This is a genomic window from Rubripirellula tenax, from assembly GCF_007860125.1.
Lineage (GTDB): Bacteria > Planctomycetota > Planctomycetia > Pirellulales > Pirellulaceae > Rubripirellula > Rubripirellula tenax.
Genome location: NZ_SJPW01000005.1, coordinates 62,008 through 88,910, shown reverse-complemented (window position 1 = coordinate 88,910; position 26,903 = coordinate 62,008). Strand labels below are relative to the sequence as shown.

The window sequence follows — 26,903 nt, the reverse complement described above, 5'->3', positions numbered from 1 at the left end:
GCACGTCATGTTCCAATAACATGAAAACCTCTTGTCGAAATGAAAGGGGAACAATCTTTGCAACAATCGGATTGAACTCAGGAGACATTCCATGACCCATGCTTGGAAACAACTGCAGCGAGCTTTCGTTGAAGATCATCGCACACTCACGCAGGGCTACCTGCGTTTGCTCCGTTTGCTCGACGAGGGTGAATTTGCCAAGGCGGCCGTAGAAGCTCGACGGCTCGATGAATTGGCTGGCCCGCACATCGCGTTTGAAGAAGCGTTCTTGTACCCCAAGGTCGGCGAGTCACGGGGCGAAGACTACACGGGAAAACTCTACGCCGAGCACGCCCAAATCCTTGATGCCCTGATTGAGTTACGAGGGCTCGACGCCGATTCGGACTTGAGTAACGAGGCGGCGCAGAGCCTGAAGCAACGCTTGCAACACGGCCTGGATCACGCCGCCACGTGCGGTACGCTGTTGAGCCATTTGAAAGCCTTGCCGCCGGATCAGCAGGATCAGGCTTTGCATCAACTTTTAGATTTTCGCATGCGCGGCACCGCCTGGTCACAATTGGACGGGTACAAAATGCACTAAAATGAGTGAATTATCGCACGTGTGGGCGGATGTGCACACGCAATCGCATCGGTTCGGCGGGGTATGTCATTCGCATCGGTTGTGTGATGGAAACCTCAAAACATTTATAGTATCTGAGAACTCACCATGACGGAAACGCCCATCAAACTTCTGCTCGTTGACGACGAAGAGGATTCCCGGCGATCGTCAGCCAAATGGATGACTCGCAAGGGACATGACGTGACCGACGTTTCCAATGCCGCCGACGCGTTGAGTTTGCTGGAGCGTGAATCGTTCGATGTCGGTATTTTTGACATGAACATGCCAGGCATGTCGGGTCTGGAACTGCTGCAACGCATTCATCAAGACAAGATCGACATCGAAGTCATCATGCTGACCGGACAGGGCACCGTCGAAACGGCCGTCTCGGCAATGAAGATGGGGGCGTGCGATTTCCTGAGCAAGCCGTGTGCGCTCGGCGATTTGGAGCATCATTGCTTTCGTGCTCGCGAACGACACGAGCTGAAGAAAGAAAACAAACAACTCAAAGCGGTTATCTCCCGCGTGCGACCGGCCGCGAAATTGATCGGTGAATCGCAATCGCTTCTTGATGTTTCCAACCTGATTCGCAAGGTCGCGCCGACGACGAAACCCGTTCTGATTCAGGGCGAGAGCGGTACCGGCAAAGAGGTCGTCGCTCAAGCGATCCAACAAGCCAGTCGGGTCGCCGACAAACCGTTTGTGACGGTCAACTGCGCCGCACTGCCCGAGAACCTTGTCGAAAGCGAATTGTTCGGGCACCAGAAAGGATCCTTCACGGGGGCAACGGCGGAAAAGCCAGGACTATTCGAGATCGCCGACGGCGGAACCCTGTTCATTGATGAAATCGGCGAGCTGCCGCCTTCCCTGCAGCCGAAGTTGTTGCGTGTTTTAGAAGACGGCTCGCTTCGCCGCGTCGGTTGTCACCGGCAACGGAAGGTCAAAGTCCGAATCATTGCGGCGACCAATCGTGACCTGCAAACCGAAGTCGACAACGGCAACTTCCGCGAGGATTTATTTTATCGGATCAACGTCCTGTCGATTACCCTGCCACCGCTTCGCGAACGAGAAGGCGACATTGACCGGTTGATTGATCACTTCCTGCCCCGGTCTTATCACATCGACGATGCCGCTCGAGAAGCGTTGAACGCGTACCCGTGGCCGGGCAACATTCGTCAACTGATCAACGTGATTGAGCGGGCCACGATCTTGGCGGATGAGTTCGACATCACGCCGGACGATTTACCGGCCGAGATCGTGGACTACGGACAGGTGCCGTCCAAGACGACAAGTGAGGCCCTCCCGGTTGGTACGCCCGTTGTGGTTCCTGAGCCATCGCATCCGCGAGACATGCTTGGGGATACTCAGTACAAGCTAGACGACATCGCCCGCGTTCATGTTTTGGAAGTGCTCGAAAAAGAAAAAGGCAACAAAGCCGGTGCGGCTCGCAAGCTGGGAATCCATCGTCGCAAACTGTACCGGTTGCTCGATCGTTTCAACGGAAAGGCCGACACGGAATCCAGCGACGACGAATCGGCCTGCGAATCGGTGCTTTGAAAGGTGACGCAGAGTCGGGGAGACGCGGGGACGCAGAGTTGAAGAGGCGAAATCTCTGCGACTCTCCGTCTCCCCACCTCTGCGTCCAAATTTTCACAAGCCATTGACGACGCGATGAAAACCGTCCTTGACCATCCGTTCACCGAAATTGATGACCAGACCCAATTTGAGATTCATCAACCGTAAATAGGTCAGCACCTGTGCGGCAAAGATGTCGTTGTACTTCGATGTTGCTTTGCATTCGACGATCACCAAATCGGCAACAAGTTGGTCCAACTTCAACGGACTCGATAGCTCGATGTTTTTGTATCGTATCGGAACAATTTTCTGCCGCTGGACGTTCAAGCCCGCTTCTTTCAGTTCCCAAGCGAGTGCCTCTTCATAGACGCTCTCAAGTAGTCCCGGACCACCCAATGTTCGATGCACTTCAATCGAAGCGTTCAAGACAACTTTACTGACATCGTTCTCATGCATGGGAGATCCTCACTTTAACACGTTTGCGGACTCTAGGGCCAAAACAACGGGCCCAAGCCTAACCCACAACTCTGCGTCCCTGCGTCTCCCCGCCTCTGCGTCAACTTCAATTCATGGCGAGTCGATTATCCACGCTCAACCACTTTCCAATCTTCACAGCGATTTCCGAATCCGATGGAATCCGTCTTTGATCTCGTCACCGACAAGTTGCAACGCATCCCAAACGTCTTCGCCGGTTTCTTCCATCGCGTGTTTCAGCGGTTTATAGCGTGTATTCAGTTCGTCGAGTTTCTTCCCAAGTCGCTTTAGTTCGCTCTTGGCTTCCTGCTTTCCGAGATGCATTTGCAGCGTCAGTTCGTCACGTTCCTCTTTGAGATCGTCGATCAAGTTGGAGATCAGTCGACTTGCGGAAGCAGGCATGGTGGGGTTCCTTGAACAAAAACTTTGAGACGAACAGCAAGGTGATGGCGAGACGCTGTGGTCATACCGTGAAACGTTTTTTCTCGTCGCACCGCAAAGCAACATGGCAAGCCGCGTACCGGTGACCGTTTGCCGCGAACTTGGGTTGGACGCATCACCATTGGCGCACCCGGTTGGTCCTGATTGTCACACCGGCGCGCGATCAGGGCCATTTCGCTCGACAAATCATTGGGGAACAGCGTTTGCCATGTTGGTCATGTGGAACGTTTCTTGTCTTCTCTTTTTGGATCCACACCATGTCCGGTGAACTTGCCACGAAATATCTAGGGATCGAGTTGGTATCGCCCGTCATTGTGGGTGCGTGTCCGCTGACCTTGGAACCGGAAACCGTGCGACAGTTCGTGGGTGCGGGCGTCGGGGCGGTGGTGTTGCCGTCCATGATGCAAGAACAGATCGTTCATCGATTGATGAAACCCCATGATCCACTCGGGGCGATCGAAAAGAGTGGCTACCAACCTCAGCAAGACAAGTACAACGGAGGCACGGAAGCGTATTTGAAAACGATCGCGACGCTGAAGAAAACCTGTCCGGTGCCCGTCATCGCGTCGCTGAGTGGTTCATCGACGGGGCCATGGCTGGCCTATGCGATGGAGATTGAATCGGCCGGCGCGGACGCCCTGGAAATCAACTTGCAGCAAGCCATCTTCGATACCCGGGAAACCTCCAATGATGTCGAGGCGAGGCTTTGCCAATTAGTTCATGACGTCCAAGCGAGACTAAGCATTCCCGTCGCGGCCAAAATCAGCCAGCGTTACACCAATGTGTCGTCAATGGCTCGGCAGCTTCACGAGGCCGGTGCCGCTGGCTTGGTAGTGTTCACGCATGTGCCGGCCTGGGACGTCAGCACCGACCGGATGCACTGGATGATTCATTGGGAACTGTCACCGGTTGGATCACTCGGTGGCATTTTGGAAGGCGTTGTCCGTGCATCGTCCGCCGATCAAGGATTGTCCATCGCGGCCAGCGGCGGCGTATCCACCGCGGAAGATGCGATCAAAGCGATGATCGCCGGGGCGGATGTGGTCATGGTCACGTCGGCGGTGTACCGCGAAGGCCCCGACGCCATTCGCAACATAGTCGACGGCATCGAGCGGCATCTGGGACGGACGCACTATCCCACGTTGAAACAGTTCCGAGCGGCGTGCCCGAAGGAGCATTTTGATGAAGAACGCTTGCTGCGTCTGGAACACGTCGATCCGCTGACTCGCGGCGACACGTACTTTGACCCGACGCCGACAGTCAGTCCACAAACCGGTGATGCCTTCGGGCACCGCAACTAACAGGAGACGAGCATGGTAGTCATCCAATCATCCGATCCGATTCATGCCAGCGAGCAGATCGAAGGGGTGCATGAAAACAAAGCCTTTGCAATGCAATTGCGTGCGATCGCTGACCTGCTCGAAGAACAGAAAGCGAATGAATTTCGCGTTCGTGCTTATCGTTCGGCGGCCGAGACGCTGGACCATCTATCGGTGCCCGTCCGCGACGTCTTCGATCGCGAGGGAGCGGATGGTTTGATCCGACTCCCGAAGATCGGACATTCGATCGCAAGTTTGTTGGAATCGGCCATTCGTGTTGGGCGGATACCGTTGTTGGATCGCTTGCGTGGCCAATCCAACGCCGAGCATTACTTTGCCACCTTGCCGGGCATCGGGCCGCAATTATCGCATCGGATCTACGAACAGCTTCACATCGAAACGATGGCGGAATTGAAGCAGGCCGCCAGCGACGGTCGGTTGTTACAAGTTCCGGGCCTGGGACGCCGGCGAATCGAAGCCATTCAAGGCTGTTTGGAACGACACGGTGTCTCGCCGCACGATGACAGCCAAAATCGCGTGACGACGGAAGCGATCTCCGTCGACGAATTATTGGACATCGACCGTGAGTATCGACGACGTGCGGAGGCAGGTGACCTGGAAAAGATCAAGCCATCGCAAGGCAGTGCCAGCCAAACGGATTGGCTGCCCGTCATGCACACCGATCGTCAGGGACGTCATTATACGGCGATGTTTTCAACGACCGTCCACGCTCAAGAGCAACACGCGACGCATGATTGGGTGATCGTTTTCCGCGATGATGCCAATGCGCACGGACGTTGGACGATCATCACCTCACAGTTCGGCAAACTCAAAGGACTCCGCATCGTCCGCAGTCGGGAAGACGAATGCCAGAGCTATTATCGACAACACAATGCGGTGCGTGTTCGCGAAGCCGGACACGCACCGCATCCGGAACTTCCATCCTCGTGGGATGAGGATGAAGGACGACGTGGCGTGCATGGGTGAGAATTGAAGTCACGCAGAGCCGCGAGAGGCGGGGAGCCGCAGAGGAAAGAAATCGTTGCTTTTTCTTGTACAGACTGACTTCTCTGCGTCACTGCGGCTCCCCGCCTCTGTGTCAAATTCATTCGGCCTGATTCCGCATTGACGTGACCACTTGATGGATCATCGCTTGTTCTTTTTTGGAGACCTTGCCGAAACCCAAATGACCCCCTGACGCCTTCGCGACTTCGGTCATCTGTTTTTCCGTCAACTCAATCAATCGCTTTTGAGCGACGTCGGACGTCTTCGAAAACAATTCATGGATGTATCGTTTCCACGCATCGACGCCCAATCCCGGCGGCCGCCGAGTCAGCCATTGATCCAACAACACCCACGCGGTCGTGTCCTCGCGAATCGCCAATCGCACCGCCTGCGTCATGACCGCATCTCGTTCGCGGGCGTCGGCGTTCTCTTCCGCCCAAGCGACCAACACCAGCGGGAACAACCGCAGTGCCATCAAGCCATCGGCGGTGATGCCTAGCTTGCCCAGTTCGTCAAGCAAATGTGCATCGCGGATGCCTGTCTCACGTAACAGCTCTTCGCGTCCGGTCGGGCTGCTGGCTTCGCTTCGCAATCGTTGCAGGATCTGTTCTTCCAAGTCTTGGAAGAATTTGTCGGTTTGAGCTTTACGATCCAATGGGGATCCTTTTTTCGTAGTGTTCATCGCGGTGGGTCTTCAAGAACGGGTGCGGATGTTTGCCACCGAGTTTCGCAAAGGATGTACCGGCTGACATTTCGCGACACCGTGATCGCCGACAACCATCCAAAGCGATCCTGATCGCGCACCTGTGCATGGAAGCACGGTTGTTGGCGACGTGTCAGACGATTTGATGGTGTTTTCGTCTTGGCATCGTAGCTGCGTTGGTTGTTGGTCCACGCAAGGAGACCAACCCGGGAGACCAAACATGAAAAAGATTCTACTCGCCACCGACGGTTCGACCGTGGCCGAAGACGCCGCTCGCTTTCTCGCTCATCTGCCTCATGACGAAATCATTGAACTGACCATCGTTTCGGTATTGTACGTTCCCGGGACTGATCAGACGTACCTCGCCGGCGACTGGATCGAGACCTGCATGGCTCAGGAACGAAAGGCCGCCGACAAATCCTTCGCCAACATTCAAAGGCTGTTTGAGGGGGCCAACGTTTCGCTGAAGCATGTCATTCGCGAAGGCCATCCCAGTGAAACAATCGTCGCGATCGCTCGCGAATTGCAACCCGAACTGCTGGTCGTCGGGGCCACGGGGCATTCAGCTGTCGCTCGAGTCCTACTGGGCAGCACCAGCGACTACGTTGCCACGCACGCACCTTGCAGTGTCCTGGTCGTTCGTCCCACCGAGGCTTTGCAACAATCGCACTCGTTGCGAGTGGCGATCGGATACGAAGAAAGCGGTCCAGCCCAAGCCGCATTGGAAGAGTTTGCCGAGTTCGGTTGGGCGGGGCAAACCGACGTGCGAGTCGTCTCGGTGACGTGCCAACCCGATTTCTGTGACTTGCCCTACGAAGGACCGTCATCGGAGTTCATTGAAACGGCCGTCGAGCAATTGCAATCGTCGGCTCCACGTGCGACCGGCGAACTGATTCACAGCGATCACATCGGCGAGGGGCTGATTCGCTACATCAAGTCCAATGACATCGACCTGATTGTCGTCGGCGAAACACCTCGCACCCGACTGGGCCGTGTCTTGATGGGCAGCATGACGCGATTTGTCTTGCGTCACGCTCGTTGCAGCGTTTGGATCACTCGCAATCGAATGATTCACGGTGTCGATAAGAGCGTCTCGCAAACTCAAACGGCCACTTCTTAGCGAAAGAAAACATTATGAAAAAGTTCAAACACATTCTCGTTTACGCGGGAACGCAGCATCCCGAATTCGCGGTGGCTCGGGCGACTGAATTGGCGATGGAAAACCATGCTCAATTGACACTGATGGATGTCGTTAAGCCCATCCCGAAAGCCTTGGGTATGATGACTGATGTGGCCAAACCCGAGGAACTCGAACGGCTTGTGGCCGCTGATCGCCGGCGTCGATTGCTGGACATCGCCGGCGACTTGTCCGACACCGGCGTGCCGCTGGATGTGGTGGTCGCGATCGGTGATCCGGCGACCGAGATCACGCGGCAAGTGGTCAACGATCAGCATGATTTGGTCGTCAAGACGGCCGACGGTTTCTCTGCCGCCGGACGATTGTTTGGCAGCGTCGCGAAGTCGTTGCTGCGTCTTTGCCCATGCCCGGTGTGGTTGCTCAAACCGGAGATCCACGGCAAATTCGATCAAGTCGTCGCCGCGATTGATGTCGAGTCGGACGACAAAAAGCACGCTGATTTAAACCGAAAGATTCTTGAACTGGCCTATTCGATCGCCCAACGCGACAAGGCTCAACTTCATGTCGTCGCCGCATGGCAAGTGTGGATGGAAGATTCGATGCGACGCCACGCCGGTGATGATGCGGTGGATTCGATCCGGCAAGATCATCACGCCAAGGTCCACAGGACTCTCGACGAGCTGTTGCAAGCACCTTACGCCGATGCGACGGACGTTCACTTGCATCTGCGTCAGGGTTCACCCGCCGCGGTCATTCGCAGCGTCGCCGATGAAGTCGAAGCCGACTTGATGGTGATGGGAACCGTGTGCCGCACCGGCGTCGCGGGTTTCTTGATCGGCAACACAGCCGAAACGGTGATCCCCGACGTGACGTGTTCGCTGTTAGCGTTGAAGCCAGACGGCTTCGTTTCGCCCGTCGAGATGTCACGCACGGTTTTGATCGAAGACGACCAGCCGCTTCCCTTGATTTGATGAATGCCATGGAAAAAATTCCTTGCCGCCGTGATCTTACTCGCCGCGATCGGCATTGCAGCCGTCTCGTTTACTGCGTTTGCCCAGACTCCCGCACAGCCGATCGTCGAAAACCCGCCCACCAAATTGACCCCGCTTATGCGGATGAAATTGGACAAGTCGAGAGCGATCTTGGAGGGCTTGACGCTGGAGGAGTTTGGCAAGATCGCCGCAGACGCTCGGTCGTTGCGGTTGTTGAGCACCGAGTCGGGATGGAACGCAATCCAGACGGCGGAATATGCATCGCAGAGTCGTGACTTTCAGCGTGCAGCCGACCTGATCGCCGAAGCCGCCGAGGCGAAAGACATTCATCGAGCCACGATGGGCTACGTGGCGTTGACGGTTCGATGCGTGGAATGCCATTCGTACATGTGAAAGCGCCGGAACGCGTTAATGAAATCGCAGGCCGAGTAGCGGTTTGCGGAACCCGTGCCCCGACGCCAGCGGGCCGGTCGATGAAATCTAAGTGCCCCTTTGATTTCGATCGTGTCCGCTGGCGTCATTTTCTCTTTGCGTTGAATGAACGATGGCCACACCCACCGACGAAAGCGTCTGCACCGAAACACTGATTGCCGGTCTTCAACGTCGCGATGCTTACCCGCACCCTGTCAACAAACCCGTGGTCGTTCACCAAACGCATATCTCGCTGGTTTTCCTGGCCGGTGAGTATGCCTACAAAGTCAAGAAGCCGATCAAAACTGATTTCCTCGACTACAGCACGCTTGGACTTCGCGAGTATTGCTGCCACGAAGAACTGCGTCTGGATCGTCGATACGCGGACGATCTCTATCTCGACGTCGTACCGGTCACGCTTTCGGGTGCAAACGTCGCAATTCAAGGCGACGGCGAACCGATTGAGTACGCCGTCAAGATGCGGCGGTTTCCAGCCGGAACGCTTTTAAGCGAACGTGTCGACGCAGGAAAGTTGACGTCCGACGAAGTGTTCTTGCTGGCTAAAACGGTCGCGATGTTTCATCAATCGGCCACGAGGGGTAACGATGAGATTGCCCGCCAGTGGCCCGGTTTTTTGGTCAGCAACGTTCATCAGATCATCGAAACGCTGCAGCAATCGACATCGCCGAACGTGGCGGTGACGTTGAAAGTCCTGCGCGTCTGGTCGAGCGACTTCTTTGGTCAGCATCTAGATACACTCACCCGCCGAATCGACGCGGGCTATGTGCGGGAATGTCATGGTGACCTGCATCTGGCGAATGTTGTGCATTGGGGCGACAAGCTGGTGCCGTTCGATGGCATCGAGTTCAACGATCATTTGCGTTGGATCGACGTGCTCAGCGACGCCGCGTTCTTGGCAATGGATCTGGCCGCACGCGGGCATCTCGATTTGTCTCGTTCGTTCATGAACCTATATTTGCAACACACCGGCGATTATGATTCGATGGATTTGCTGCGGTTGTTTTTGTTCTATCGGGCGTTGGTGCGGGCACTGACGGCGTCGATGCGATCGGACGAGAACGACGTGCGTGCGCACGTTGATTTGGCCTATCGGTTCACGCTGCGAGAAACACCGCAGCTTTGGATCACCCATGGTGTCAGTGGCAGCGGCAAGACCACGCTCAGCGAAGCCGTTGTTCAGCGGCACGAAGCGATCCGACTTCGCAGCGACGTCGAACGCAAGCGTCTGTTCGGTTTGTCGCCCACCGACCGGCCGGATGCGGACCTGGTGGCGTCGATGTACTGCGACGATGCCAATGAAAAGACATACCGGAGATTGAGTGATCTGGCGGCCGGTATTCTGCGAGCCGGTTACAGCGTGATCATCGACGCGACGTTTCTGAAACGATCCGATCGGCAGCAATTTCATGAACTCGCTAAGGACCACGGCGTTTCGTTTGCGATCCTGGATTGCCACAGCGACCCACAAACGCTGCGTCAACGCGTTGCCGATCGGGATGCCCATGGCGACGACGCATCGGACGCGGACCTGGCGGTGCTGCAACACCAACTCGCACACCAAGACCCGTTGTCGGATGCCGAACGCGAGCACGTCGTTGACGTTCCCGACACGGTTCAAATCGCCGAGCACCTCTAGTCACCCCTTCTCTATACGATCGAGGAACCTGGTCATGTCTTTTCAATTGGTCACGAATTTCGGAGGCCTTCGTCTGGCCTCGCCCGTCATCGTGGGCGCGTGCCCGATGTCAATGAACGAGCACACGCGATCGGCGATGCAAAATGCGGGCGCCGGAGCAATTGTGCTGCCATCGTTGTTTGAAGAACAAGTGATCGAGCGGAGCCTGAAGACTGGCAGGCCGATCACTGGCCGTGAACGATCTATCCTGGCTCAGTCGCAACGAACCAAACACAACTGGGCGTGCCCAACCGCCGAGTCGTATCTTGCACTGGTCAATCGGTCGAGCACGTTGCAGGGCATTCCGATCATCGCCAGCCTGAACGGGTTTACCGCCGGAGGCTGGATGGATTTCGCCGGTGAATTGCAAGAGGCTGGTGCGGCGGCGATCGAATTGAACGCTCATCAAGGCAGAGCAACCGATTTCGAAAGCTCCGCCGAGATCGAAACCACGATCTTGGATGCGGTACGCGACATCAACGCGGCGATCCAGATCCCATTGTTCGTTAAACTCGGACGCAACTTCACAAGCATCCCTCACGTCGCCCGGCAGTTATTGTCCGGTGCGTCGGGCATGGTGCTGCACAGCCGCGCCCCCAGCGTTGACCTTTGCTTGGACACATTGAAGCTGGCCAGTCGTTGGCGATTGACGCGAGCCGATGAAGAGCCTGATTCGTTGGACATGCTGATGCAGGTTCACGGCTACTGTCCCGCGATGCCGTTGGCGGCCAGTGGCGGAATCGGCCATGCTGACCACTTGATCAAAGCCCTGATGGTGGGCGCGGACGTCGCGATGGTCACCTCGGCGATCTACCGCGAAGGCCCGGACGTGATTCGTAACTTGCTGGACGGGCTGACCCGATTCATGGAGTCGCATCACATGCAATCCATCGCCGACTTGCAAACTCGCCGGCCGCTACAGTTCAACAGTGATGAAGAACGAGCCGCCTACATCACGGCCCTCACCGCTCATCTGGACGCCACCGAAACCCGAGTCACTACCCCCACCCTCCACGCCGACCGCTGGGGCCATCCGGTGGATTGAACGATGCAAGAAGAAGGTGACACAGAGTCGCGGGAGACGGGGAGACGCAGAGTAGAGATTCAGATAAATCGCGAGTCTCTGCGACCCTGCGTCTCTACGCCTCTGCGTCAACTTCTTTTTAAATCTGAGCTGGCTCAACAACCGGCAACTTGGATTGCACCCACGCCTTGTAGCCGCCGACCAAATCTCGGACGTCTTCCGCACCATGACGTAGCAATAAACTGCACGCGATCGACGATCGGTATCCGCCCTGGCAATGAACGACCAAAGGGCCTTGAGTAGGCACCTCGTCAATTCGATCTTGCAGTTGATTCAGCGGAATGTTGACGCTGCGGGGGATGTGACCAGTTGCGAATTCCTTTTCACTGCGAACATCTAACACCGTGGGTGAAGCGTAGAGTGCATAAACGGCCGGGGCGGTGATCCGATGAACGGTAGCGAGATGTTCGGGGTACTCGGCGAGCGATGTCATTCCCCCATCGAGATATCCGGCGACATGATCGAATCCGATCCGGCCGAGACGCATGACGGACTCTGCCAAACGATCATCTTTGGCGATGACAATGATTGGCGAATCCTGTTTCAGCACGGTGCCGGCCCAAGTCGCGTACTTGCCGTCGATGCCAACGTTGATCGCGCCGCTCAAGTGGGCACCGGCAAAGTCGATCGAGTCGCGGGTGTCGACAACCTGGGCACCGCTGGACTGCATCTCCAATACCTTCGCCAGCGGCAGTGCCGTCAAGTTCCCCGCCATCGTTTGGTCCAGACTCTCCCGTTCCTTGCGGTTCAAAACCGCGTCATGAACGAAGTAGCCGGGGGCTTCGGGTTGATCCACTTCCACCAGCTTGACGAACTCCGACTGCGACATCGGCTGCAGGGCGTAGTTGTATTTTTTCTGTTCCCCGATCGTCGAAACGGCTTCGTCGCTGAGTGCTTTTCCGCACATGCTGCCCGCACCATGAGCGGGATAGACCAGCGTTTCGTCGGGCAAGTTCATCAGTTTGTGATGCGTTGAGTCATAGAGCATCACCGCAAGTTCATCCGCCGTCACGCCAATAGACGCCAGCAGGTCAGGCCGCCCGACATCGCCGATGAACAACGTGTCGCCGGTGAATGCCGCCTTGGGTTCGCAATCGCTTTCGTCAAGATCGAACGCGAGGATGGTGATCCCTTCTGGTGTGTGTCCTGGTGTCTCCATCGCTTGCAAACGCACGCGTCCTAGTTCGATGGCATCACCATCACGCATCGCCTTGTGAGCAAACTCGGCTTCGGCACGTCGCCCCATCACAATCTCGGCACCAACGCGATCTCGCAGTTCGATGTGGCCGGCAACGAAGTCGGCGTGAAAATGAGTCAAGATGACGTACTTGATGGTGTAGCCTTTATCCTGAGCATCTTGGACGTAGTGATCAATGTCTCGTTGCGGGTCGATGATCACCGCTTGCTGAGTAGTTTCGTCGGCGACCATATAGGACGCATGCGAAAGACATTCGAGGTAGTAACGTTGGATAAACATGGGCGAGTTCCTTTGAGTTGGGAGCGAGGGAATTTGACGCAGAGTCGCGGGAGACGCGGGGCCGCAGAGAGGATGTGCGTGTGTTTATTTTCGTCGTCGTTGTCTTCTCTGCGGCCCTGCGTCTCCCCGCCTCTGCGTCACGTTTTCTCACCATTGAATTACATGCACATCGGATGCCATTTATGACTTTAAATTGCGAATCAGGACGACAATACTGGACGCGGCGACTTCGTAAAACACATCGGGAACCAAGTGACCCGACGATTCATCGAGAATGTCATTTGGACTCTGCTGCGACGTATCGACGATGCGTGTCCAGTCGCCGATCGTGCCCTCTTGAATTCCAAACCTTGCCGGCGCATTTGCGTTGTTGATCATCACGTAGAGGTCTTGGTCTCCCTGCGATACGCCGTGCAGGCAATAGGCCAAACGTGTCGAAGTGGGCGACAGATCCACCAAATGGTCGGTGCCATACCAAACAACGTCGTCTCGCCAGAAACGCGAGCGACCGATCGAAGGATGCTGCTGGCGAAACGCGATCATCATCCTCACAAACCGCAACACATCGGCGTTCGTTTTCGCCTGGGACCAATCCAGCCAACTGGTTTCGTTGTCTTGGTTGTACGGATTGCTGTTGCCGGATTGGGTGTTCATGAATTCGTCGCCCATCCGAAACATCGGCGTCCCCGCCGCGAGCATCAGCAGCGCGAAGAAGTTTTTCACACGTTGCTTACGCCGCTGAATTACCTCGGCCGGCACCTCTTCGATGCCTTCCCATCCGCAGTTGCAACTCGCATCCGAAGGACCGTCGGTGTTGTCGTGCCCGTTGGCCCAGTTATTCTTGCCGGTAAACGACATCAGATCCGCCATCGTCAGCCCATCGTGCGACGAGACGTAGTTGACGCTTTGAAACGGCCGATAGGCGTAGAACCTCTCGTCGGGAAACAGATCACAGCTGCCATACAGTCGCGTCATCAGCTCGCCAATCATGCCGGCGTCGCCACGCACGAAACACTGAACGCAATCACGAAAACTTGCGTTCCACTGCATCCACCTCATGCCAGGAAAACCTCGCCCGAGTTGGAACGCTCCCGACGCGTCCCATGGTTCGGCAATCAGGCGGATGTCCGCCAGATCGTCTTCAGCCCCGATTTGCCCGACGATTGGAGGATCGTCTGTGTTGATCGCACCATCGGATCCACGCGTGAAGATCGAGGCGAGGTCAAATCGAAATCCGTCGACGTGCATCTCTTGCACCCAGTACCGCATGCTGTCGACGATCAATCGCCGGACGGATCGGTTGGCAGTGTGCAACGTGTTGCCGGTGCCGCTGAAGTTGGCATACGGCCGTTGCGAATCTTGTGACGCGACATAGTACGTGCTGTTGTCAATGCCTTTGAAGCTGTAGACCGGGCCGGCGTGGTCTCCTTCGCACGTATGGTTGTAAACCACATCCAACAACACTTCGATGCCAGCGGCGTGCAGTTGCCGGACCATCGTACGAAATTCGTCACGCTGCTTGCAGCCATGCTTGTCGCTGGCGTAGTCATGATGCGGTGCGAATAAAGCAAGCGGCATGTATCCCCAGTAGTTGCCGTCGTCCGGATCAAACTGAAAGACCGGCATTAGCTCGACCGCCGTCACGCCCAGGCGTTGCAGGTACGGGATCTTGTCGCAAACCCCCAAGAACGTTCCCCGACGCATGGGACCGACTGCCGAACTTTCGTGCCGGGTGAATCCACGGACATGCAATTCATAGATCACCAGATCCGAATCATAACGCGGCCGAACATCTTCTCCCCAATCGAATTGACACTCAGTACGTGGTAGCACACCGACGGGGGCACGGCCAATGTTGGATCCCGGTTGCCGCGCTGCGTCACGGGTGAAGCGATCGGGAAAGTGCACTGAATGGGCGTAAGGATCGAGAAGCAACTTCTCATGATCAAAGCAGTGAAATGCAAACGCCGCCCCCGGCGGAGGCCCGTCGATCTGATAGCCGTAGTAGCAAGCGTCTGCGAGACGATCCGCCTCCACCCGGCAATGCCAAATTGCACCCGATTTGTTGGTCAGGTAGTCGAGTTCAACACACAGCGACGGTTCGTCCTGGTTTGACTCGCGAAACAGCAGCAACGTGACCCGGTGTGCATGTTTGGAATAGATCGCAAAGTTCAATGCCCCTTGCGACTCGACAAACGATACGCCCAGCGGGAACGGCGAACCTTCCTTGGAGGCCCAAGATGGCGAGTCAGCGGTCATTTTCAGCATCCTGGCTCCCCTCTCCCCGTTTCGGGGAGAGGGGCTGGGGGTGAGGGGCACTCGAGCGCAACCTCAGCACTACTTGTTCGATCTCGTTCCTCACCGCACCGCGATCCTGAGTGACGCGATACCCGTTAATCCGTAGCACCTCGAACCCGAGTCGCTTCAAGTACGCATCGCGTTTCGCATCACGTGAGCGCCCCTCTTCGGTAAAGTGATCCTTGCCGTCAATCTCCAGGTTCAATTTCAACTCCAAGCAGACAAAGTCGAGCGTATACGGACCAACCGGATGCTCCCGACGGAACTTGGCGTTCTGGATACGACGACCTCGGACAAGTTCCCAAACGTCTCGAGCAAACTCATTCGCTTGTTGTCGCTGATCGCGTGCGAACTTCGTGCGTTCGGGATTGCGTTTCGACCGGGGGTGTTCGTTTGTCATGATGTCTCCGTAGGACGGCCCCTCACCCCTCTCCCCGAAGCGGGGAGAGGGGAGAGGGGAGCCAGGACGAGCATGGATTTCGATCACAGATGCTAGGCCACCGTGATCGTCTCATCCAGATAAACATCCTGGATTCGATTGAGCAGTTCGATGCCCTCGGCCACCGGACGTTGGAATGCCTTGCGACCGGAGATCAAGCCGGTGCCGCCGGCGCGTTTGTTGATGACCGCTGTCTTGACGGCCTCGGCCAGATCCGACGCACCTGACGACGCGCCGCCGGAATTGATCAGTCCCGCGCGACCCATGTAGCAGTTCGCCACTTGGTAGCGACACAGGTCGATCGGATGATCCGTCGTGAGTCTGTCGTAAACCAATGTTGATGTCTTGCCGAACTGGACCGCGTTGTAGCCGCCGTTGTTCGTCGGCAGTTTCTGCTTGATGATGTCGGCTTGCAGCGTGACGCCCAGGTGATTCGCTTGGCCGGTCAAGTCGGCGGACGTATGATAGTCTTGATCTTTTTTGAAAGCGGGATTGCGAAGGTAGCACCACAGCACCGTCGCCATGCCCAACTCGTGAGCACGCTCAAACGCCGCAGCAACTTCGACGATCTGTCGCCGTGATTCCTCGGATCCGAAGTAGATGGTCGCTCCAATCGCAACGGCACCCAGGTCGTACGCCCGATCGACGCTGGTGAACATCACTTGGTCGTACGAATTGGGATAGCTAAGCAGTTCGTTGTGATTGATCTTTACCAAGAACGGGATTCGATGAGCGAACTTCCGTGAGACCGCCCCCAGCACTCCGATCGTTGATGCAACCGCGTTGCAACCGCCTTCGATAGCCAACCGAACAATGCCTTCTGGATCGAAGTAGTCGGGGTTGGGAGCGAACGATGCACCCGCGGAGTGTTCGATGCCTTGGTCAACCGGCAGGATGGAAACATAGCCGGTGCCAGCTAATCGCCCATGGCCAAAGATTCTCGACAGGCTGTTGATGACGCGTTGATTGCGGTCGCTTCCACAGACAACACGTTCCAAGTAATTTGCACCGGGAACGTGCAGCCGATCTTGAGGGATGGTTTGACTTTGGTGATTGAGTAGATAGTCGGCGTCATTGCCGAGCAGTTCTGTGATGGAGGCAGACATACTGGTATTCCTGGGTGGCGATAGTTGTCAGCAAGCATTCCATGCAACTTGCGATCCACTTCTGCAAGGCAACAAAATGCTGACATCACCGTGCACCGGTGCACGATCGAATCCATTGGATGGTTCAGGCTGTCTCACGACGCGGTCGAATCCACGCGATCGCCTTGATGATCTCCACCAAAACAAAGACCGGAAGCGCGACTGCGACGATCAACATCCAGTCTGTCAGCGATAGCGGAACGGTGTGCAGGACAGACTGCAGCGCGGGCACATAGACAGCGGCGACTTGCAATGAAATTGTCGAAGCGATCGCCAACAATACCCACGGATTGGACCAAAATCCGATCGTCCAAATGGGTGCGGCGAGCGAACGAAAGTTCAACACATTGATCTTTTCGACCACAATGATTCCCGTGAACGCCACCGTTTGAGCGATCGCGATGGATCCAGGGTCAGCGTCGTCAAGGTAGTGGTGAAACAACCACAACGAGGCCAGTCCCACGTAAGTTCCCAGTGCCGCAATCACCGCCATGCCCGACTTGGTCAACACCGGTTCGTCGGGACGTCGAGGTGGTCGGTGCATCGTGTTCTTTTCAGCAGGTTCTAGTCCGAGGGCGACGGCGGTCAATCCGTCGGTGACCAAGTTCATCCACAGGATCTGCACCGGCAAAAACAGCAGCGGTCCGCCCATCAAAATGTTCAGGAAGATCGCCACCACTTCGCCGGTGTTGGACGACAAAAGATAGCGAACGAATTTTTGAATGTTGTCGTATTGCCGGCGACCCTCTTCGACCGCACCAATGATCGAGCTGAAATTATCATCCGTCAGCACAATGTCGGCGGCACCTTTGGCGACATCGGTTCCGCGTTTGCCCATCGCAATGCCAATGTCGGCTTTTTTCAGTGCCGGTGCATCGTTCACGCCGTCGCCGGTCATGCCAACGATGTGACCTTGAGACTGTAGTAGTTTGACAATCCTCAGTTTGTGCTCGGGCGTCGTGCGTGCGAAAACAACATCGCCGTCCAGTGCGTCTTCCAGCGTCTTGTCATCCATCGCTTCAAGTTGAGCGCCAACGATAGCTTGATCCACCTTCAGCCCGATCTGCCGAGCGATCGCGGTGGCCGTCACTGGTGAATCACCCGTGATCATGAAGACGCGAATGCCCGCCGCCTTGGCCAACGCGATAGCTTCGGGAACTTCGACGCGAGGCGGGTCCATCATGCCGATGATGCCCAGCAATGTCAGACTCGATTCGACGCTTTGCTCATCACAGGCCTCGCCGACACACACTTCACGACGCGCGATCGCCAGCGTTCGCAATCCTCGACCAGCCATGTCTTCGATCGCCGTGGCGACGTTTTGTCGATCTTCGGATGTCAGCGGACGCACCACGTCGCCATCGAAGATGTCGTTGCATAGTAGCAGCAGAACCTCGGGGGCACCCTTCGTATGCGCGATCGAAGCGCCATCTTGATCGGCGATCACGGTCATCCGTTTTCGATTCGACGTGAACGAAAATTCGTGGTCCGGTTGGGGTTGCTCGCTTGGATCAATCCATGCTTTGTGAGCCGCGACGACGATCGCCGATTCGGTCGGCTCGCCGATCGGTTGCCAGCCATCGGCATCCTTCTTCAGTCGCGCATGATTGCACTGCAAACCCGAACGCAGCAACGCCAGCAGGTCTTCACGCTTGCGGTAGTCAATCTTTTCGCCCGCGACTTCAAAATGGCCTGCGGGATCGCAACCCACGCCCGTGACCGTCACTTCGCCGGCGACCAACCAGATTCGCTGGACCGTCATTTGGTTCTGCGTCAATGTTCCGGTTTTGTCGGTGCAGATGACTGTTGCTGAGCCCAAGCCTTCCGCCGCTCGCAATCGACGCAGAAGTGCTTTGCGTCGCACCATCTCCCGAACGCCTAATGCCAGCGTCAAGGTGACCACGGCCGGTAAGCCTTCGGGCACCACGGCAACCGCCAACGAGACCGCCGTGAAGAACATTTCCATGAGCGGCTTGCCCATCCACCAACCGGTCAACGCGACGAGAATCGAAATGACCACGGCGGCGGTGCCAAGTTGCTTGCCGAGAACGCTCAGCTTTTGTTGCAGCGGCGTGGTATCGCGGTCAATCGTTTCGGTCAGCTTGGCGATGCGGCCGAACTCCGTATTCGATGCCGTCGCAATAACAACGCCCATCCCGCGGCCAGCCGTCGCGGCGGTGCCCGTCCAAGCCATGCAGGTTCGCTCGGCGAGGTCCGTTGCTTCGTCGACCGGCTCGTTCGATTTTTCCGCCGAGACTGATTCGCCCGTCAACGCGGACTCGTCCATCTTCAAATTCATGCAACGCGTGATTCGCAAGTCTGCCGGAACTCGATCGCCGGTTTCAATCTGAACAAGGTCACCGGGTACTAAGTCCGCAGCGTCGATCTCGCGTTCGTCGCCCTCACGAATCACACGACATCGCGGTGCAAGCATTTGGCGCAGAGCAGCGAGCGATCGTTCGGCCTTCCATTCCTGGGCAAACCCCAACAGCCCGTTCAAGACCACGATCGCAAAGATCGCGATCGCATCGGTCGCCTCACCCACGGCTGCGGAAACCAACCCGGCGACCACCAAGATGATGATCAAGACGTCGGCGAACTGCCTCATCAGCACCTGATGCCAACGCACGGTCTCACTGGTTTGAATCGTGTTAACACCATGCGTTTCGCGGCGTCGCGTGACCTCGTTGCTACTTAAACCGGTCTCGGCTGAGGTCTCCCACTTCGCAAGCGTCGACGAAACGGTTTGAGCGTGCGCGGCCGCTGGATCATCCGCTTTCGGTTTCGATAGGGCATCCGTTATTGCACTCATGATTTGGATTCCCGCAATGCCGCAACTTCAGCGGTCAGATCAATTCCGACCGGGCACCAAGTGATGCAGCGACCGCAGCCCACGCACCCGGAGACGTCAAATTGGTCTTTCCAGGTCGCCAGCTTGTGCGTCAGCCATTGTCGATATCGACTACGTGTGTCGTCGCGAACGACGCCGCCCGCGGTGCGGCTGAAGTCGATGTTGAAACAACTGTCCCATTGCCGAACGCGGGTGACTTCCGTGTTCGAAAGGTTCGCGACTTCATCCACGGTCGAACAAAAACACGTCGGACAAACCATCGTGCAATTCGCACACGATAAACAACGCTCGGCCACCGCCGCCCAGTTCGCATGTTCCAAATTGTTGAGCAACAAATCATGGACGCCCTCGGTATCGAATCGTTTGGTGATGCTGTCGCGAGCGTTCTGGATTTCAGCAGCGGCTTCTTCGGCTTGCGATGTCTTCAATTCAATCGTGTTGAGCCCTTCAAGAACTTCCGCCCCGCGATCAGAGCCCGATTCGATCGAAAAGCCGTCGTTGATCTCGGTCATTAAAAGGTCGTATCCAGCATTGCACTGCGGGCCGGTGCCCATCGAAGTGCAGAAACAAGTGCTTGCGGCCGTTCCGCAATTGACCGCAACGATGAAGGCGGCTTCTTGCCGTCGGCGGTAGGCCGTGTCGACATAGTCATTGTCACGAAAAATGCGATCTTGCACCGCGATCGCCGCCAGATCGCAAGCCCGTACGCCAAGCAATGCGTATCGCGGCGTTGATGCCGTGGGGGTTTCAAATTGCCAACCGTCATCGGTTAAAGTTGCGGTGCCGATCTCCGATGATGCCGGAAAGAAAAATCGCTTCCATGAATCAGGGCTCGAATTGAATCGAAACATTCGCTCGGAAGGGTCTTCGTTCAACCGGTAGACCGCCGGTTCTTGATGGTCCGTCCAGCCAAGCGGCAGTTCGGTGACATTGCGAACACTGCGATAGACGATGGCCTGTTGAGCGATGGTGGGGCCAATGACGTCGTACCCGCTGTCGACTAAGCATTCGATCAACGACTGCAAGTCGTCACGAGCGAGAAAGCGGACAGCGGACACGTTCACTGGATTGGCTCCGCACTGGTAGTGGTCGGATGCCGAAATAGATCCAGCATTTGCAATCGAGTCGCCAACAGTCGCTGGGCCAACTGAGCGGCGATGTGCTGCATCACGTGGTATCCGATCTCATGGTTGACGGAACACAACGCCAGCAGTTCATCGGTTTGGAAACGCAGCAACCGCGTCGGCTCGGTCGTGTTGGCCGTCGCGCTCATGCGTCGGTTCGTCAGCAACGCCGACCAAGCCAGCAGATCACCGGTGGCGAGCGTGATCAGTGGTTGCATGTTCGTTCCGCTGGTAGCCATTTCGAGGGAAACCTGACCCTCGACGACCCAATAGACAAACGGATGCCGTTCTCCTTCGCGAAAGATAGTATCGGCGGCATCGCAATCCACCGTAACCGCCAAACGACGTAGCCTGGTTCGATCGGTTCCGCAAAGGCCGTCACCGATGCCAATCGAATTCAATGGGTCTGTGTCATCTGGTTTCATCGAAGCAATGTCCTCCGACCCAATCCATCGCAATCGCTGGACCACCGGGAAAACTCGCGTTCGGGACGCAGGTTCGCCCACGAAACAGTGCGAATGTGCACGCCGCGCGTTGATGCACGGGCATGGCGGACCGATTCGACGAAATTCGGCATCGGCACGAGGGTTGCCTACGCTCACCGAACTACGTTTCAATTCATGTCGATTCCACAGGAGCTTGAAAGATGCGTTTACTTTCCATGATCACACTGGCACTCGCGTTCTCACCCTTTGCGATCTCCCAAGACCCCACCACGCAATCCAAGATTGCCGACGCAACCCAAGATGTGGTTCCATCCGAAACGAGCACGCAACCGCTCGATTTTTGGATGCAAAAGAAGCTCGACTATTCAACCGCAATACTGCGAGGCCTTGCATTCAGCGATTTTGACTTGATTGAGACCAATGCCAATCAAATGCGAATGCTCAACAAGATCGAAGGCTTCGTGCGAAATCGCAATCCGGAGTATCGAGGACACGTGCACGCATTTGAACGCGTGACGGACGAAGTGATTCGCCAAGCAAAACAAGAGAACATTGATGGCGTTACCCTGGCCTACCACCAGTTGACCGTCAGTTGCGTGCGATGCCACCAATCGCTGCGTGAAGCAGAATAGATCGACTGCCCGACAACACTTCCCCAAGCCATGCCGACCAAAAACGCCAACAACGCGGCGGCTCCACGAATGATCACGATACTCGACGACAAATCGGCACCCGCCAAGACTGACGCGACCGCGAACGTCGTCACGGTGCCGTCGATCGCGACACAGACAAAATCGGCGAGGTAGTCCAGCTTGTTTTCAATCTGCAAACGATCGCGAATCAGATCAGCCGAGTGTTCGTCGGAAAGTTATTGACGGACCAGCATCATTGTTGCGCTTTCGGTTCGGGCGATATCTTCCACGACGGAGGATGGCATTCTGCATGCCGCGCCAAATGTCCTTGCCAATTGTCTCGACCGTGACCATTTGCACGCTGAAGTGATCCGTGTCGTCACGGTGCGACCGTTCATCAGCTTGATCGGGTTGAAATGGCACGCGGTACGTCAATCGCTTGGTGGATCTATCATCGACATCACCATCAAAACCGGAGCCCAATCATGTCCGATCAACGCGTGCCGCGAACCCGCTCGGAAACCGCCTTCTGGATCATCGCTTGCATTCTCGCGGTAGTGTTCCTCTTCACGATGCTGCAAAGCGTCGTTGGCCTTTGGTAACCCATTCCTACGACAACCAACCTTTCACCGGAGTATTGATGATGAGTGTGGCAACGCAACTACGTCAAAATCCACCCGCAGGCGCTGTTGGACTTCGGCAAACTGGATGATGCGTCCCAAGCCGCCATCGAATCAGTGACCAAAACCTACGACGACGAACCAAGCTACTTCGTCGACAAATTGGCCGCAGGCATCGCAATGATCTGTGCCGCGTTTTACCCCAAGGACGTCATCGTTCGGCTCAGCGAGTTCGAGACGAACGAATACGCCAACGTGATCGGTGGCGAAGCCTACGAACCGGTCGAAGCAAACCCAATGATCGGCTTCCGCGATGCGTCACGCTTCTATCACCCCAGCTTTCAAGAAGCGTTCGGACTGGAGTGCAAAGCCGTCCAAAAAGTGCGACCGGACATGGGCCTGCGAAAGTTAAAACTGATGATACCGTTCTGCCGAACCATCGAAGAGGGCCAACGTGTCCAGGAGGAAATGGCCAAGCATGATGGGTGTGGTCTCTTCAGGGCGCAGTTTGACGGTTGATTGAGGTGCGTCGGTTTCGCGGCATTGCGTAACCTCGGATTGGTGTTTCAGAACAAGGGCGTCCCGCGTCACACTGATGTTGCAAAACAAAAACCACGATCTTCTTGAGTCGGTTGTTCTCTTCTTCGAGTGCCTTGAGCCGCTTGGCCTCTTCGCTCTTCATGCCGCCGTACTGGCTCCGCCAGCGGCTCAGCGTGGCTTCACTGACCTCGAGCGTTTGGAGGACTTCGCCAACGCTCTTGCCGGCCGCCAGCATGGCATCCGCATCACGTAGCTTCTTGATGATCTGTTCGGGTGAATGTCGTCGTCGTTTCTTGCTCATGGAAAATCCTTCGCCGGAATTGGCTCTAGACTTTCATAACCCCTGGATCAGGTTTTGGGGAGCATTCCAGGCTAGGATGGCCATTTCACCCAAGAATCGTGCTCGAGCATTGGAGCTCGCCAAGGAATTAAATGAAATCAATGGGCGGCATGGCCGAAACCCTCGAGGTTCGCCTTCAAGAAGCCATCGCAAGCAAGCTAACTCACCTGGAGTTCTTGGAACTGGTGCTGGCCGATGAATCGCTGGTTAGAAACGATCGCAAGATCGACCGCGGTGTCCGTCGGGCAGGCTTTCGCGATGTACGCCGACTGGAAGACTTTGACTTCTCGTTCAACCGAAGCATCGACCCAAATCATGTGGCTCGATCACCTCGCCCCTGACATCCAAGAAGCGATTCTCGAACTGCCGCGAACCGTCCAAGGCCGAGACGTGATTCTGGAAAAACATGTTCGCCCGATCGCCAAGACGCACGACTGGAGAGAGCAGCGCGAGATGTGGACGAAGCTACAATCGCAGGTTGATGTCACCAAGCCCGCCACTTCCTCTTGACCAACCAAGCCACAGCCGTGGCGATGGTTTCGCTTTCGCTGGGCTTGACGGTGCAAGCCGCCCAGCCGTCATCTTTGTGGATGTATAAACACGTACCGCCAAAGCTCTCACCGGACAGGCTCGTTGCAATAAATCGTACCAAGACCCTCGTTTGATCGTCGCTTACTTCGACGATCATTGGCGTCCGCTGATACGAGTACCAAGCCGAGGGCTCGGCAATCACGTCAATTGGCAACCCGAAGAAGTGAAACAGTGCTTCTTGAACGCTGGCCTTCTCGGCGGCGTCCTCGTATTTGAAACCGCGATTGCGATCCATCTTCATCGGCAACCGATCTTGTCCTTTCTTCAATTGCCGGAGGCTCGCGTCCAACCTGCCTAGACCATGGAAAGTTCCCCGGCTGTCACTTGCTACGATCTTGATCAGTTTCGCGGCCTGGCCTCTGGCGATTTCCGACCAGCTAGCTCGGCGATCGCCGACCTCCAACAGCAATTCGGGCTTGGTGCCGTCCAAGGGGGTGATCCTCGCCCAAACCGATGTGTTCGTTTCGGAACCTTCCTCCTGACTTTGCCGTTCCAGGTAGAAACGACCACGAGCAACTCGCACCTGGATGCCCAGCGCGGTCAACACGGGAGATTTCGCGATGCCTTTGTTGAGTGTCTCGACAATCTGCGTCTTTTCGGATTCGGTCAGTTTGCGTACAGCCGGCCGACGCGTTCGTGTCTGCTCGGGCCATCTTCGTCGCCATCCCATTCACGTCTCCTCCGTGGTTTGATTTGTCGGAATGTAAGGAATGAGCCCTTTTTTGAACGCCGCCTCCTGGATGTCTCTTGGAGCGTACCGCGCGTCGATCGCGAACCCGTTGACCTGCACGATCCACGTTCTCGGGTTACTTTCCTTCTTGCTGGGCAGTGTCCAGCGTGGATCGAAGCTTCCGATCTTTAGCATGGTGCGGATCGATTTTGATTTGCCCTGCCCTGTGCTCTCCGCGACGCCGAAAGCCCGGTCGATCACAGGAAGTTTCATGTGGGGTTTCTGAGCTGGATTATCGAGGTAGTTCACCCAGCCGATCGTTCTTACGATCCCACAGGCCCAAGTTTCTCGCTTACCTCGTAAAAGAGGCGAAGGTCGCTTTCTGGCCAGTGCCGACGCTAGTTCTCGGCAAAGCTTGGCGTACTCTTCGTTGAGGAATTTCTCGCAAAAGCCATCCGTCAATTCAGTTATTTCTGCAGCAACTGACTTGGCCTCGTTGGCAGGCGAAGCGGCAGCAGCAGACGTTTTTTTCCTTTTCGCTGACCGTTTCTTTAGTCCACTCGTCTTTAGCGTCCCAGACTGAGTCCCAAGCGAAGTGATGACGCCAGAGGATTCTTTGGCTCGATTGTATTCCTCGTTAAGCATTCGCTTGATTCCACCACCAAAGGTGATGTTGTATCCCGAAACCAATCCGTCGTAGATGATTTTTCCCTGGAACGGCAAAAGGACGGTTGTCACCAACCGGGGCAGTGAGGGGCCGACAACAAACTCCATTGGTTCTGCTAGACCGACGACCCCGTAAGCTTTCGTTGGCGAATTGTCACTGGTCAGGAAGACCGCGTGTTTCTTCAAATAGCGAAAGACATAGAATTTACCGAGCAAGGCGTCTTTCCACGTGCTGACGATCCTCAATTGCTCGGCCGACAATTGTGCCGGATTCTCGGCAACGAACTCGTCGATCAATTCACGTTTGTCAAAGAGTGCGTCTCGAATCGCGAGCCTTTCTTCGGGCGAAACCGACATGTATTCAGCTGAGCTTGAGAACTGCTCCGGTGCCACGTTCAGCTTTCGGTTCACGAACGATAGTATGGCTGCAGACAGGTCGTAGAACAGCTTCCCTTCGTCAAGTGACAGATTCATTTCAATTGATCCTTTCGCTGAGTCAATCCGCATTCTTTCCGAGCGGACCTATCGCCCAGCGTCGCTCCCTTTTGCGACCATCTTGGTTCCATGAGCTTGTTACCTCTCGTCGATTGTGAACGCAAAACGGGTACTACTCGATCTCATCCGATGGATCGATGAACCTTAAGTTAAATTGGAATCCTTCGTAGGACGGAATGAGTTCGACTAACTGATCGAAGCATAGAAAACGCCCGTCAACCACGACGCCATCGCTCTCAACTCGCCCTCGCAGTCGATCGTGAGTCAGCGATAACGTTCCGGCTTCCTCGATGAGATGACGCACCGAAAGTAGTTTTCGAATCTTTCTGCGAAGATCGCCGAGTGCTTGATACGGATCCGTTGTCGAGAACGCGTCAAAGACATAGCCATCTTCGCCGTCTATGTCTTCGGACGCACGTACAGCATGCCCCAACGGAGTTGGGTATTGCATGAGCAGGAACCGTCGTTTCCGCCCAGCAAAGTCTGTGAAGACCTCGTCTTTGGGAAAATCACTTTCGCCGTGAGCTTTTTCGATATCGGACATCTATCCCTCCTCGGCAATGTTCACAATCTCTGGATGTGGTCAATCCTGCATCCACTCTTCCGTCCGCATGGTAGCAATTGCGACTCGCCAAAGGGAGCGACTCGTCGTCCCAGTTGCGTTAGTGAAAAGCTGTTAACCCAGGCACCGAGTTTCGCGTCTTACTTGGTGGGTCGGAAGCATCCGGCGAATGACCTTCGAGCGCGGCGAAACCGAGAGAGCGCGATAGTCTCGGCGGAGATTCGCCCATTTTGGGTTTCGAGGGCTCAGCCGTGCCGGCGAGATCGAGATAGCCGAGACTCTTTCGATTGCGGAAGCACTGCAAAAGACGTGCGTTTTTCGCGGCGAAAGTGACGCCACGAGCTTGGGCACTCTGAACGAACCGGCGTGGTCGCCTTGGTTCGCAGATTGAAAAGAGTACACCCCACTGGATTCGAACCAGTAACCTTCGGTTCCGTAGACCGATGCTCTATCCAATTGAGCTAGGGGTGCGGGCGAGTTTTGCTCGCGGGATCGGAATTTAGCAATATCTTCTTTCGGACGCCAGGGCTGTGATGGGGGTTCACGGTCGTCGGTTTTGATTTTTTTGCTG

Annotated in this window: 26 protein-coding genes, 1 tRNA gene and 1 pseudogene; 12 read left to right on the top strand and 16 right to left on the bottom strand. The window is 56.0% G+C overall.

Annotation, left to right across the window (positions count from 1 at the left end; all coding sequences use genetic code 11):
* Positions 1–91: 91 nt before the first annotated feature.
* Positions 92–580 carry a hemerythrin domain-containing protein gene (locus Poly51_RS18495; protein ID WP_146459288.1) on the top strand — a complete coding sequence of 163 codons (489 nt, stop codon included), beginning with the start codon at positions 92–94 and terminating at the stop codon, positions 578–580.
* Positions 581–706: 126 nt separating this feature from the next.
* Positions 707–2,155, top strand: a complete 1,449-nt coding sequence (locus Poly51_RS18490; protein ID WP_146459287.1) for a sigma-54-dependent transcriptional regulator — start codon at positions 707–709, stop codon at positions 2,153–2,155.
* A gap of 93 nt (positions 2,156–2,248) precedes the next feature.
* Here the strand turns inward: Poly51_RS18490 and Poly51_RS18485 are convergent, their stop codons facing one another.
* Positions 2,249–2,629: a GxxExxY protein gene (locus tag Poly51_RS18485; protein ID WP_146459286.1), complete on the bottom strand. Its 381-nt coding sequence runs from the start codon at positions 2,627–2,629 to the stop codon at positions 2,249–2,251.
* A 153-nt stretch (positions 2,630–2,782) separates the two neighbouring features.
* Positions 2,783–3,049, bottom strand: coding sequence for a hypothetical protein (locus tag Poly51_RS18480; RefSeq protein WP_146459285.1), 267 nt, complete (start codon positions 3,047–3,049; stop codon positions 2,783–2,785).
* A 296-nt stretch (positions 3,050–3,345) separates the two neighbouring features.
* Between Poly51_RS18480 and Poly51_RS18475 the strand changes: the two genes are divergently transcribed.
* Entirely contained in the window at positions 3,346–4,389 is a 1,044-nt protein-coding gene (locus tag Poly51_RS18475) for a dihydroorotate dehydrogenase-like protein (RefSeq protein WP_146459284.1), read from the top strand.
* 12 nt (positions 4,390–4,401) lie between these two features.
* Complete coding sequence (locus tag Poly51_RS18470) at positions 4,402–5,394, top strand: helix-hairpin-helix domain-containing protein (RefSeq protein ID WP_146459283.1); 993 nt, start codon at positions 4,402–4,404, stop codon at positions 5,392–5,394.
* A 118-nt stretch (positions 5,395–5,512) separates the two neighbouring features.
* Here the strand turns inward: Poly51_RS18470 and Poly51_RS18465 are convergent, their stop codons facing one another.
* The gene (locus Poly51_RS18465) at positions 5,513–6,094 is read right to left on the bottom strand and encodes a hypothetical protein (protein ID WP_146459282.1); all 582 of its coding nucleotides are present in this window, start codon (positions 6,092–6,094) and stop codon (positions 5,513–5,515) included.
* Positions 6,095–6,335: 241 nt separating this feature from the next.
* Between Poly51_RS18465 and Poly51_RS18460 the strand changes: the two genes are divergently transcribed.
* The 5 genes from Poly51_RS18460 (at position 6,336) to Poly51_RS18440 (ending at position 11,397) form a co-directional block, all read left to right on the top strand.
* Positions 6,336–7,235 carry a universal stress protein gene (locus Poly51_RS18460; RefSeq protein ID WP_146459281.1) on the top strand — a complete coding sequence of 300 codons (900 nt, stop codon included), beginning with the start codon at positions 6,336–6,338 and terminating at the stop codon, positions 7,233–7,235.
* Positions 7,236–7,249: 14 nt separating this feature from the next.
* A complete protein-coding gene (locus Poly51_RS18455) occupies positions 7,250–8,224 on the top strand; it encodes a universal stress protein (RefSeq protein ID WP_146459280.1) in 975 nt (324 codons plus the stop codon).
* Positions 8,225–8,227: 3 nt separating this feature from the next.
* Positions 8,228–8,638, top strand: coding sequence for a hypothetical protein (locus tag Poly51_RS18450; RefSeq protein ID WP_146459279.1), 411 nt, complete (start codon positions 8,228–8,230; stop codon positions 8,636–8,638).
* A gap of 151 nt (positions 8,639–8,789) precedes the next feature.
* The gene (locus tag Poly51_RS18445) at positions 8,790–10,313 is read left to right on the top strand and encodes a bifunctional aminoglycoside phosphotransferase/ATP-binding protein (protein ID WP_146459278.1); all 1,524 of its coding nucleotides are present in this window, start codon (positions 8,790–8,792) and stop codon (positions 10,311–10,313) included.
* Positions 10,314–10,347: 34 nt separating this feature from the next.
* A complete protein-coding gene (locus Poly51_RS18440) occupies positions 10,348–11,397 on the top strand; it encodes a dihydroorotate dehydrogenase-like protein (protein WP_146459277.1) in 1,050 nt (349 codons plus the stop codon).
* Between the two features lie 118 nt (positions 11,398–11,515).
* Here the strand turns inward: Poly51_RS18440 and Poly51_RS18435 are convergent, their stop codons facing one another.
* From Poly51_RS18435 to Poly51_RS18405, 7 genes are all read right to left on the bottom strand, one after another.
* The gene (locus tag Poly51_RS18435; protein WP_146459276.1) at positions 11,516–12,913 is read right to left on the bottom strand and encodes an MBL fold metallo-hydrolase; all 1,398 of its coding nucleotides are present in this window, start codon (positions 12,911–12,913) and stop codon (positions 11,516–11,518) included.
* A 180-nt stretch (positions 12,914–13,093) separates the two neighbouring features.
* A complete protein-coding gene (locus Poly51_RS18430; protein ID WP_186775652.1) occupies positions 13,094–15,172 on the bottom strand; it encodes a glycogen debranching protein in 2,079 nt (692 codons plus the stop codon).
* Entirely contained in the window at positions 15,162–15,611 is a 450-nt protein-coding gene (locus tag Poly51_RS18425) for an endonuclease domain-containing protein (protein ID WP_146459274.1), read from the bottom strand. Before Poly51_RS18425 ends, Poly51_RS18430 begins: the two co-directional genes overlap by 11 nt.
* Before the next feature lie 92 nt (positions 15,612–15,703).
* Positions 15,704–16,756 carry a class I fructose-bisphosphate aldolase gene (locus Poly51_RS18420; RefSeq protein ID WP_146459273.1) on the bottom strand — a complete coding sequence of 351 codons (1,053 nt, stop codon included), beginning with the start codon at positions 16,754–16,756 and terminating at the stop codon, positions 15,704–15,706.
* A 124-nt stretch (positions 16,757–16,880) separates the two neighbouring features.
* Complete coding sequence (locus Poly51_RS18415) at positions 16,881–19,607, bottom strand: cation-translocating P-type ATPase (protein ID WP_146459272.1); 2,727 nt, start codon at positions 19,605–19,607, stop codon at positions 16,881–16,883.
* Positions 19,604–20,710 carry a 4Fe-4S dicluster domain-containing protein gene (locus Poly51_RS18410; protein ID WP_146459271.1) on the bottom strand — a complete coding sequence of 369 codons (1,107 nt, stop codon included), beginning with the start codon at positions 20,708–20,710 and terminating at the stop codon, positions 19,604–19,606. The genes Poly51_RS18415 and Poly51_RS18410 overlap by 4 nt, the downstream gene beginning before the upstream one ends.
* Complete coding sequence (locus tag Poly51_RS18405) at positions 20,707–21,195, bottom strand: Crp/Fnr family transcriptional regulator (RefSeq protein WP_146459270.1); 489 nt, start codon at positions 21,193–21,195, stop codon at positions 20,707–20,709. The genes Poly51_RS18410 and Poly51_RS18405 overlap by 4 nt, the downstream gene beginning before the upstream one ends.
* A 221-nt stretch (positions 21,196–21,416) precedes the next feature.
* Between Poly51_RS18405 and Poly51_RS18400 the strand changes: the two genes are divergently transcribed.
* A complete protein-coding gene (locus tag Poly51_RS18400) occupies positions 21,417–21,848 on the top strand; it encodes a hypothetical protein (protein WP_146459269.1) in 432 nt (143 codons plus the stop codon).
* On the opposite strand, the gene Poly51_RS31845 is transcribed toward Poly51_RS18400, so the two are convergent.
* Positions 21,788–21,982 (bottom strand): hypothetical protein, encoded by a 195-nt coding sequence (locus tag Poly51_RS31845; RefSeq protein WP_390621796.1) that lies wholly within the window; start codon positions 21,980–21,982, stop codon positions 21,788–21,790. The two genes, Poly51_RS18400 and Poly51_RS31845, sit on opposite strands and share 61 nt — an antisense overlap.
* 513 nt (positions 21,983–22,495) lie before the next feature.
* Between Poly51_RS31845 and Poly51_RS18395 the strand changes: the two genes are divergently transcribed.
* Positions 22,496–22,987 carry a putative PEP-binding protein gene (locus Poly51_RS18395; RefSeq protein ID WP_146459268.1) on the top strand — a complete coding sequence of 164 codons (492 nt, stop codon included), beginning with the start codon at positions 22,496–22,498 and terminating at the stop codon, positions 22,985–22,987.
* Between the two features lie 94 nt (positions 22,988–23,081).
* Here the strand turns inward: Poly51_RS18395 and Poly51_RS18390 are convergent.
* A pseudogene (locus Poly51_RS18390) lies at positions 23,082–23,309 on the bottom strand (transposase); the annotation flags it as partial.
* A 131-nt stretch (positions 23,310–23,440) separates the two neighbouring features.
* Here Poly51_RS18390 and Poly51_RS30550 point away from each other — a divergent pair.
* Entirely contained in the window at positions 23,441–23,689 is a 249-nt protein-coding gene (locus Poly51_RS30550) for an ATP-binding protein (RefSeq protein WP_186775650.1), read from the top strand.
* A 143-nt stretch (positions 23,690–23,832) separates the two neighbouring features.
* Here the strand turns inward: Poly51_RS30550 and Poly51_RS18375 are convergent, their stop codons facing one another.
* The 4 genes from Poly51_RS18375 to Poly51_RS18360 all read right to left on the bottom strand — a co-directional run bounded on the left by Poly51_RS18375 (position 23,833) and on the right by Poly51_RS18360 (position 26,803).
* Positions 23,833–24,609 (bottom strand): hypothetical protein, encoded by a 777-nt coding sequence (locus Poly51_RS18375; RefSeq protein WP_146459265.1) that lies wholly within the window; start codon positions 24,607–24,609, stop codon positions 23,833–23,835.
* The gene (locus Poly51_RS31045) at positions 24,610–25,749 is read right to left on the bottom strand and encodes a DUF6398 domain-containing protein (RefSeq protein WP_222435893.1); all 1,140 of its coding nucleotides are present in this window, start codon (positions 25,747–25,749) and stop codon (positions 24,610–24,612) included. It abuts the gene before it with no gap.
* Between the two features lie 133 nt (positions 25,750–25,882).
* Positions 25,883–26,314, bottom strand: a complete 432-nt coding sequence (locus Poly51_RS18365) for a DUF7713 domain-containing protein (protein WP_146459264.1) — start codon at positions 26,312–26,314, stop codon at positions 25,883–25,885.
* Positions 26,315–26,729: 415 nt separating this feature from the next.
* Positions 26,730–26,803, bottom strand: a tRNA-Arg gene (locus Poly51_RS18360).
* Positions 26,804–26,903 lie beyond the last annotated feature (100 nt).

What these genes read in the sequence shown, in the direction of transcription:
- Poly51_RS18440 (WP_146459277.1), top strand. Translation starts at nt 10,348, where the DNA reads ATGTCTTTTCAATTGGTCACGAATTTCGGAGGCCTTCGTCTGGCCTCG.
- Poly51_RS18475 (WP_146459284.1), top strand. Translation starts at nt 3,346, where the DNA reads ATGTCCGGTGAACTTGCCACGAAATATCTAGGGATCGAGTTGGTATCG.
- Poly51_RS18430 (WP_186775652.1), bottom strand. Translation starts at nt 15,172, where the DNA reads ATGACCGCTGACTCGCCATCTTGGGCCTCCAAGGAAGGTTCGCCGTTC.
- Poly51_RS18450 (WP_146459279.1), top strand. Translation starts at nt 8,228, where the DNA reads ATGCCATGGAAAAAATTCCTTGCCGCCGTGATCTTACTCGCCGCGATC.
- Poly51_RS18490 (WP_146459287.1), top strand. Translation starts at nt 707, where the DNA reads ATGACGGAAACGCCCATCAAACTTCTGCTCGTTGACGACGAAGAGGAT.
- Poly51_RS18400 (WP_146459269.1), top strand. Translation starts at nt 21,417, where the DNA reads ATGCGTTTACTTTCCATGATCACACTGGCACTCGCGTTCTCACCCTTT.
- Poly51_RS18420 (WP_146459273.1), bottom strand. Translation starts at nt 16,756, where the DNA reads ATGTCTGCCTCCATCACAGAACTGCTCGGCAATGACGCCGACTATCTA.
- Poly51_RS18455 (WP_146459280.1), top strand. Translation starts at nt 7,250, where the DNA reads ATGAAAAAGTTCAAACACATTCTCGTTTACGCGGGAACGCAGCATCCC.
- Poly51_RS18425 (WP_146459274.1), bottom strand. Translation starts at nt 15,611, where the DNA reads ATGACAAACGAACACCCCCGGTCGAAACGCAATCCCGAACGCACGAAG.
- Poly51_RS18480 (WP_146459285.1), bottom strand. Translation starts at nt 3,049, where the DNA reads ATGCCTGCTTCCGCAAGTCGACTGATCTCCAACTTGATCGACGATCTC.
- Poly51_RS18470 (WP_146459283.1), top strand. Translation starts at nt 4,402, where the DNA reads ATGGTAGTCATCCAATCATCCGATCCGATTCATGCCAGCGAGCAGATC.
- Poly51_RS18405 (WP_146459270.1), bottom strand. Translation starts at nt 21,195, where the DNA reads ATGAAACCAGATGACACAGACCCATTGAATTCGATTGGCATCGGTGAC.
- Poly51_RS18365 (WP_146459264.1), bottom strand. Translation starts at nt 26,314, where the DNA reads ATGTCCGATATCGAAAAAGCTCACGGCGAAAGTGATTTTCCCAAAGAC.
- Poly51_RS31045 (WP_222435893.1), bottom strand. Translation starts at nt 25,749, where the DNA reads ATGAATCTGTCACTTGACGAAGGGAAGCTGTTCTACGACCTGTCTGCA.
- Poly51_RS18485 (WP_146459286.1), bottom strand. Translation starts at nt 2,629, where the DNA reads ATGCATGAGAACGATGTCAGTAAAGTTGTCTTGAACGCTTCGATTGAA.
- Poly51_RS18415 (WP_146459272.1), bottom strand. Translation starts at nt 19,607, where the DNA reads ATGAGTGCAATAACGGATGCCCTATCGAAACCGAAAGCGGATGATCCA.
- Poly51_RS18445 (WP_146459278.1), top strand. Translation starts at nt 8,790, where the DNA reads ATGGCCACACCCACCGACGAAAGCGTCTGCACCGAAACACTGATTGCC.
- Poly51_RS18460 (WP_146459281.1), top strand. Translation starts at nt 6,336, where the DNA reads ATGAAAAAGATTCTACTCGCCACCGACGGTTCGACCGTGGCCGAAGAC.
- Poly51_RS18375 (WP_146459265.1), bottom strand. Translation starts at nt 24,609, where the DNA reads ATGGGATGGCGACGAAGATGGCCCGAGCAGACACGAACGCGTCGGCCG.
- Poly51_RS18495 (WP_146459288.1), top strand. Translation starts at nt 92, where the DNA reads ATGACCCATGCTTGGAAACAACTGCAGCGAGCTTTCGTTGAAGATCAT.
- Poly51_RS18465 (WP_146459282.1), bottom strand. Translation starts at nt 6,094, where the DNA reads ATGAACACTACGAAAAAAGGATCCCCATTGGATCGTAAAGCTCAAACC.
- Poly51_RS18435 (WP_146459276.1), bottom strand. Translation starts at nt 12,913, where the DNA reads ATGTTTATCCAACGTTACTACCTCGAATGTCTTTCGCATGCGTCCTAT.
- Poly51_RS30550 (WP_186775650.1), top strand. Translation starts at nt 23,441, where the DNA reads ATGAAATCAATGGGCGGCATGGCCGAAACCCTCGAGGTTCGCCTTCAA.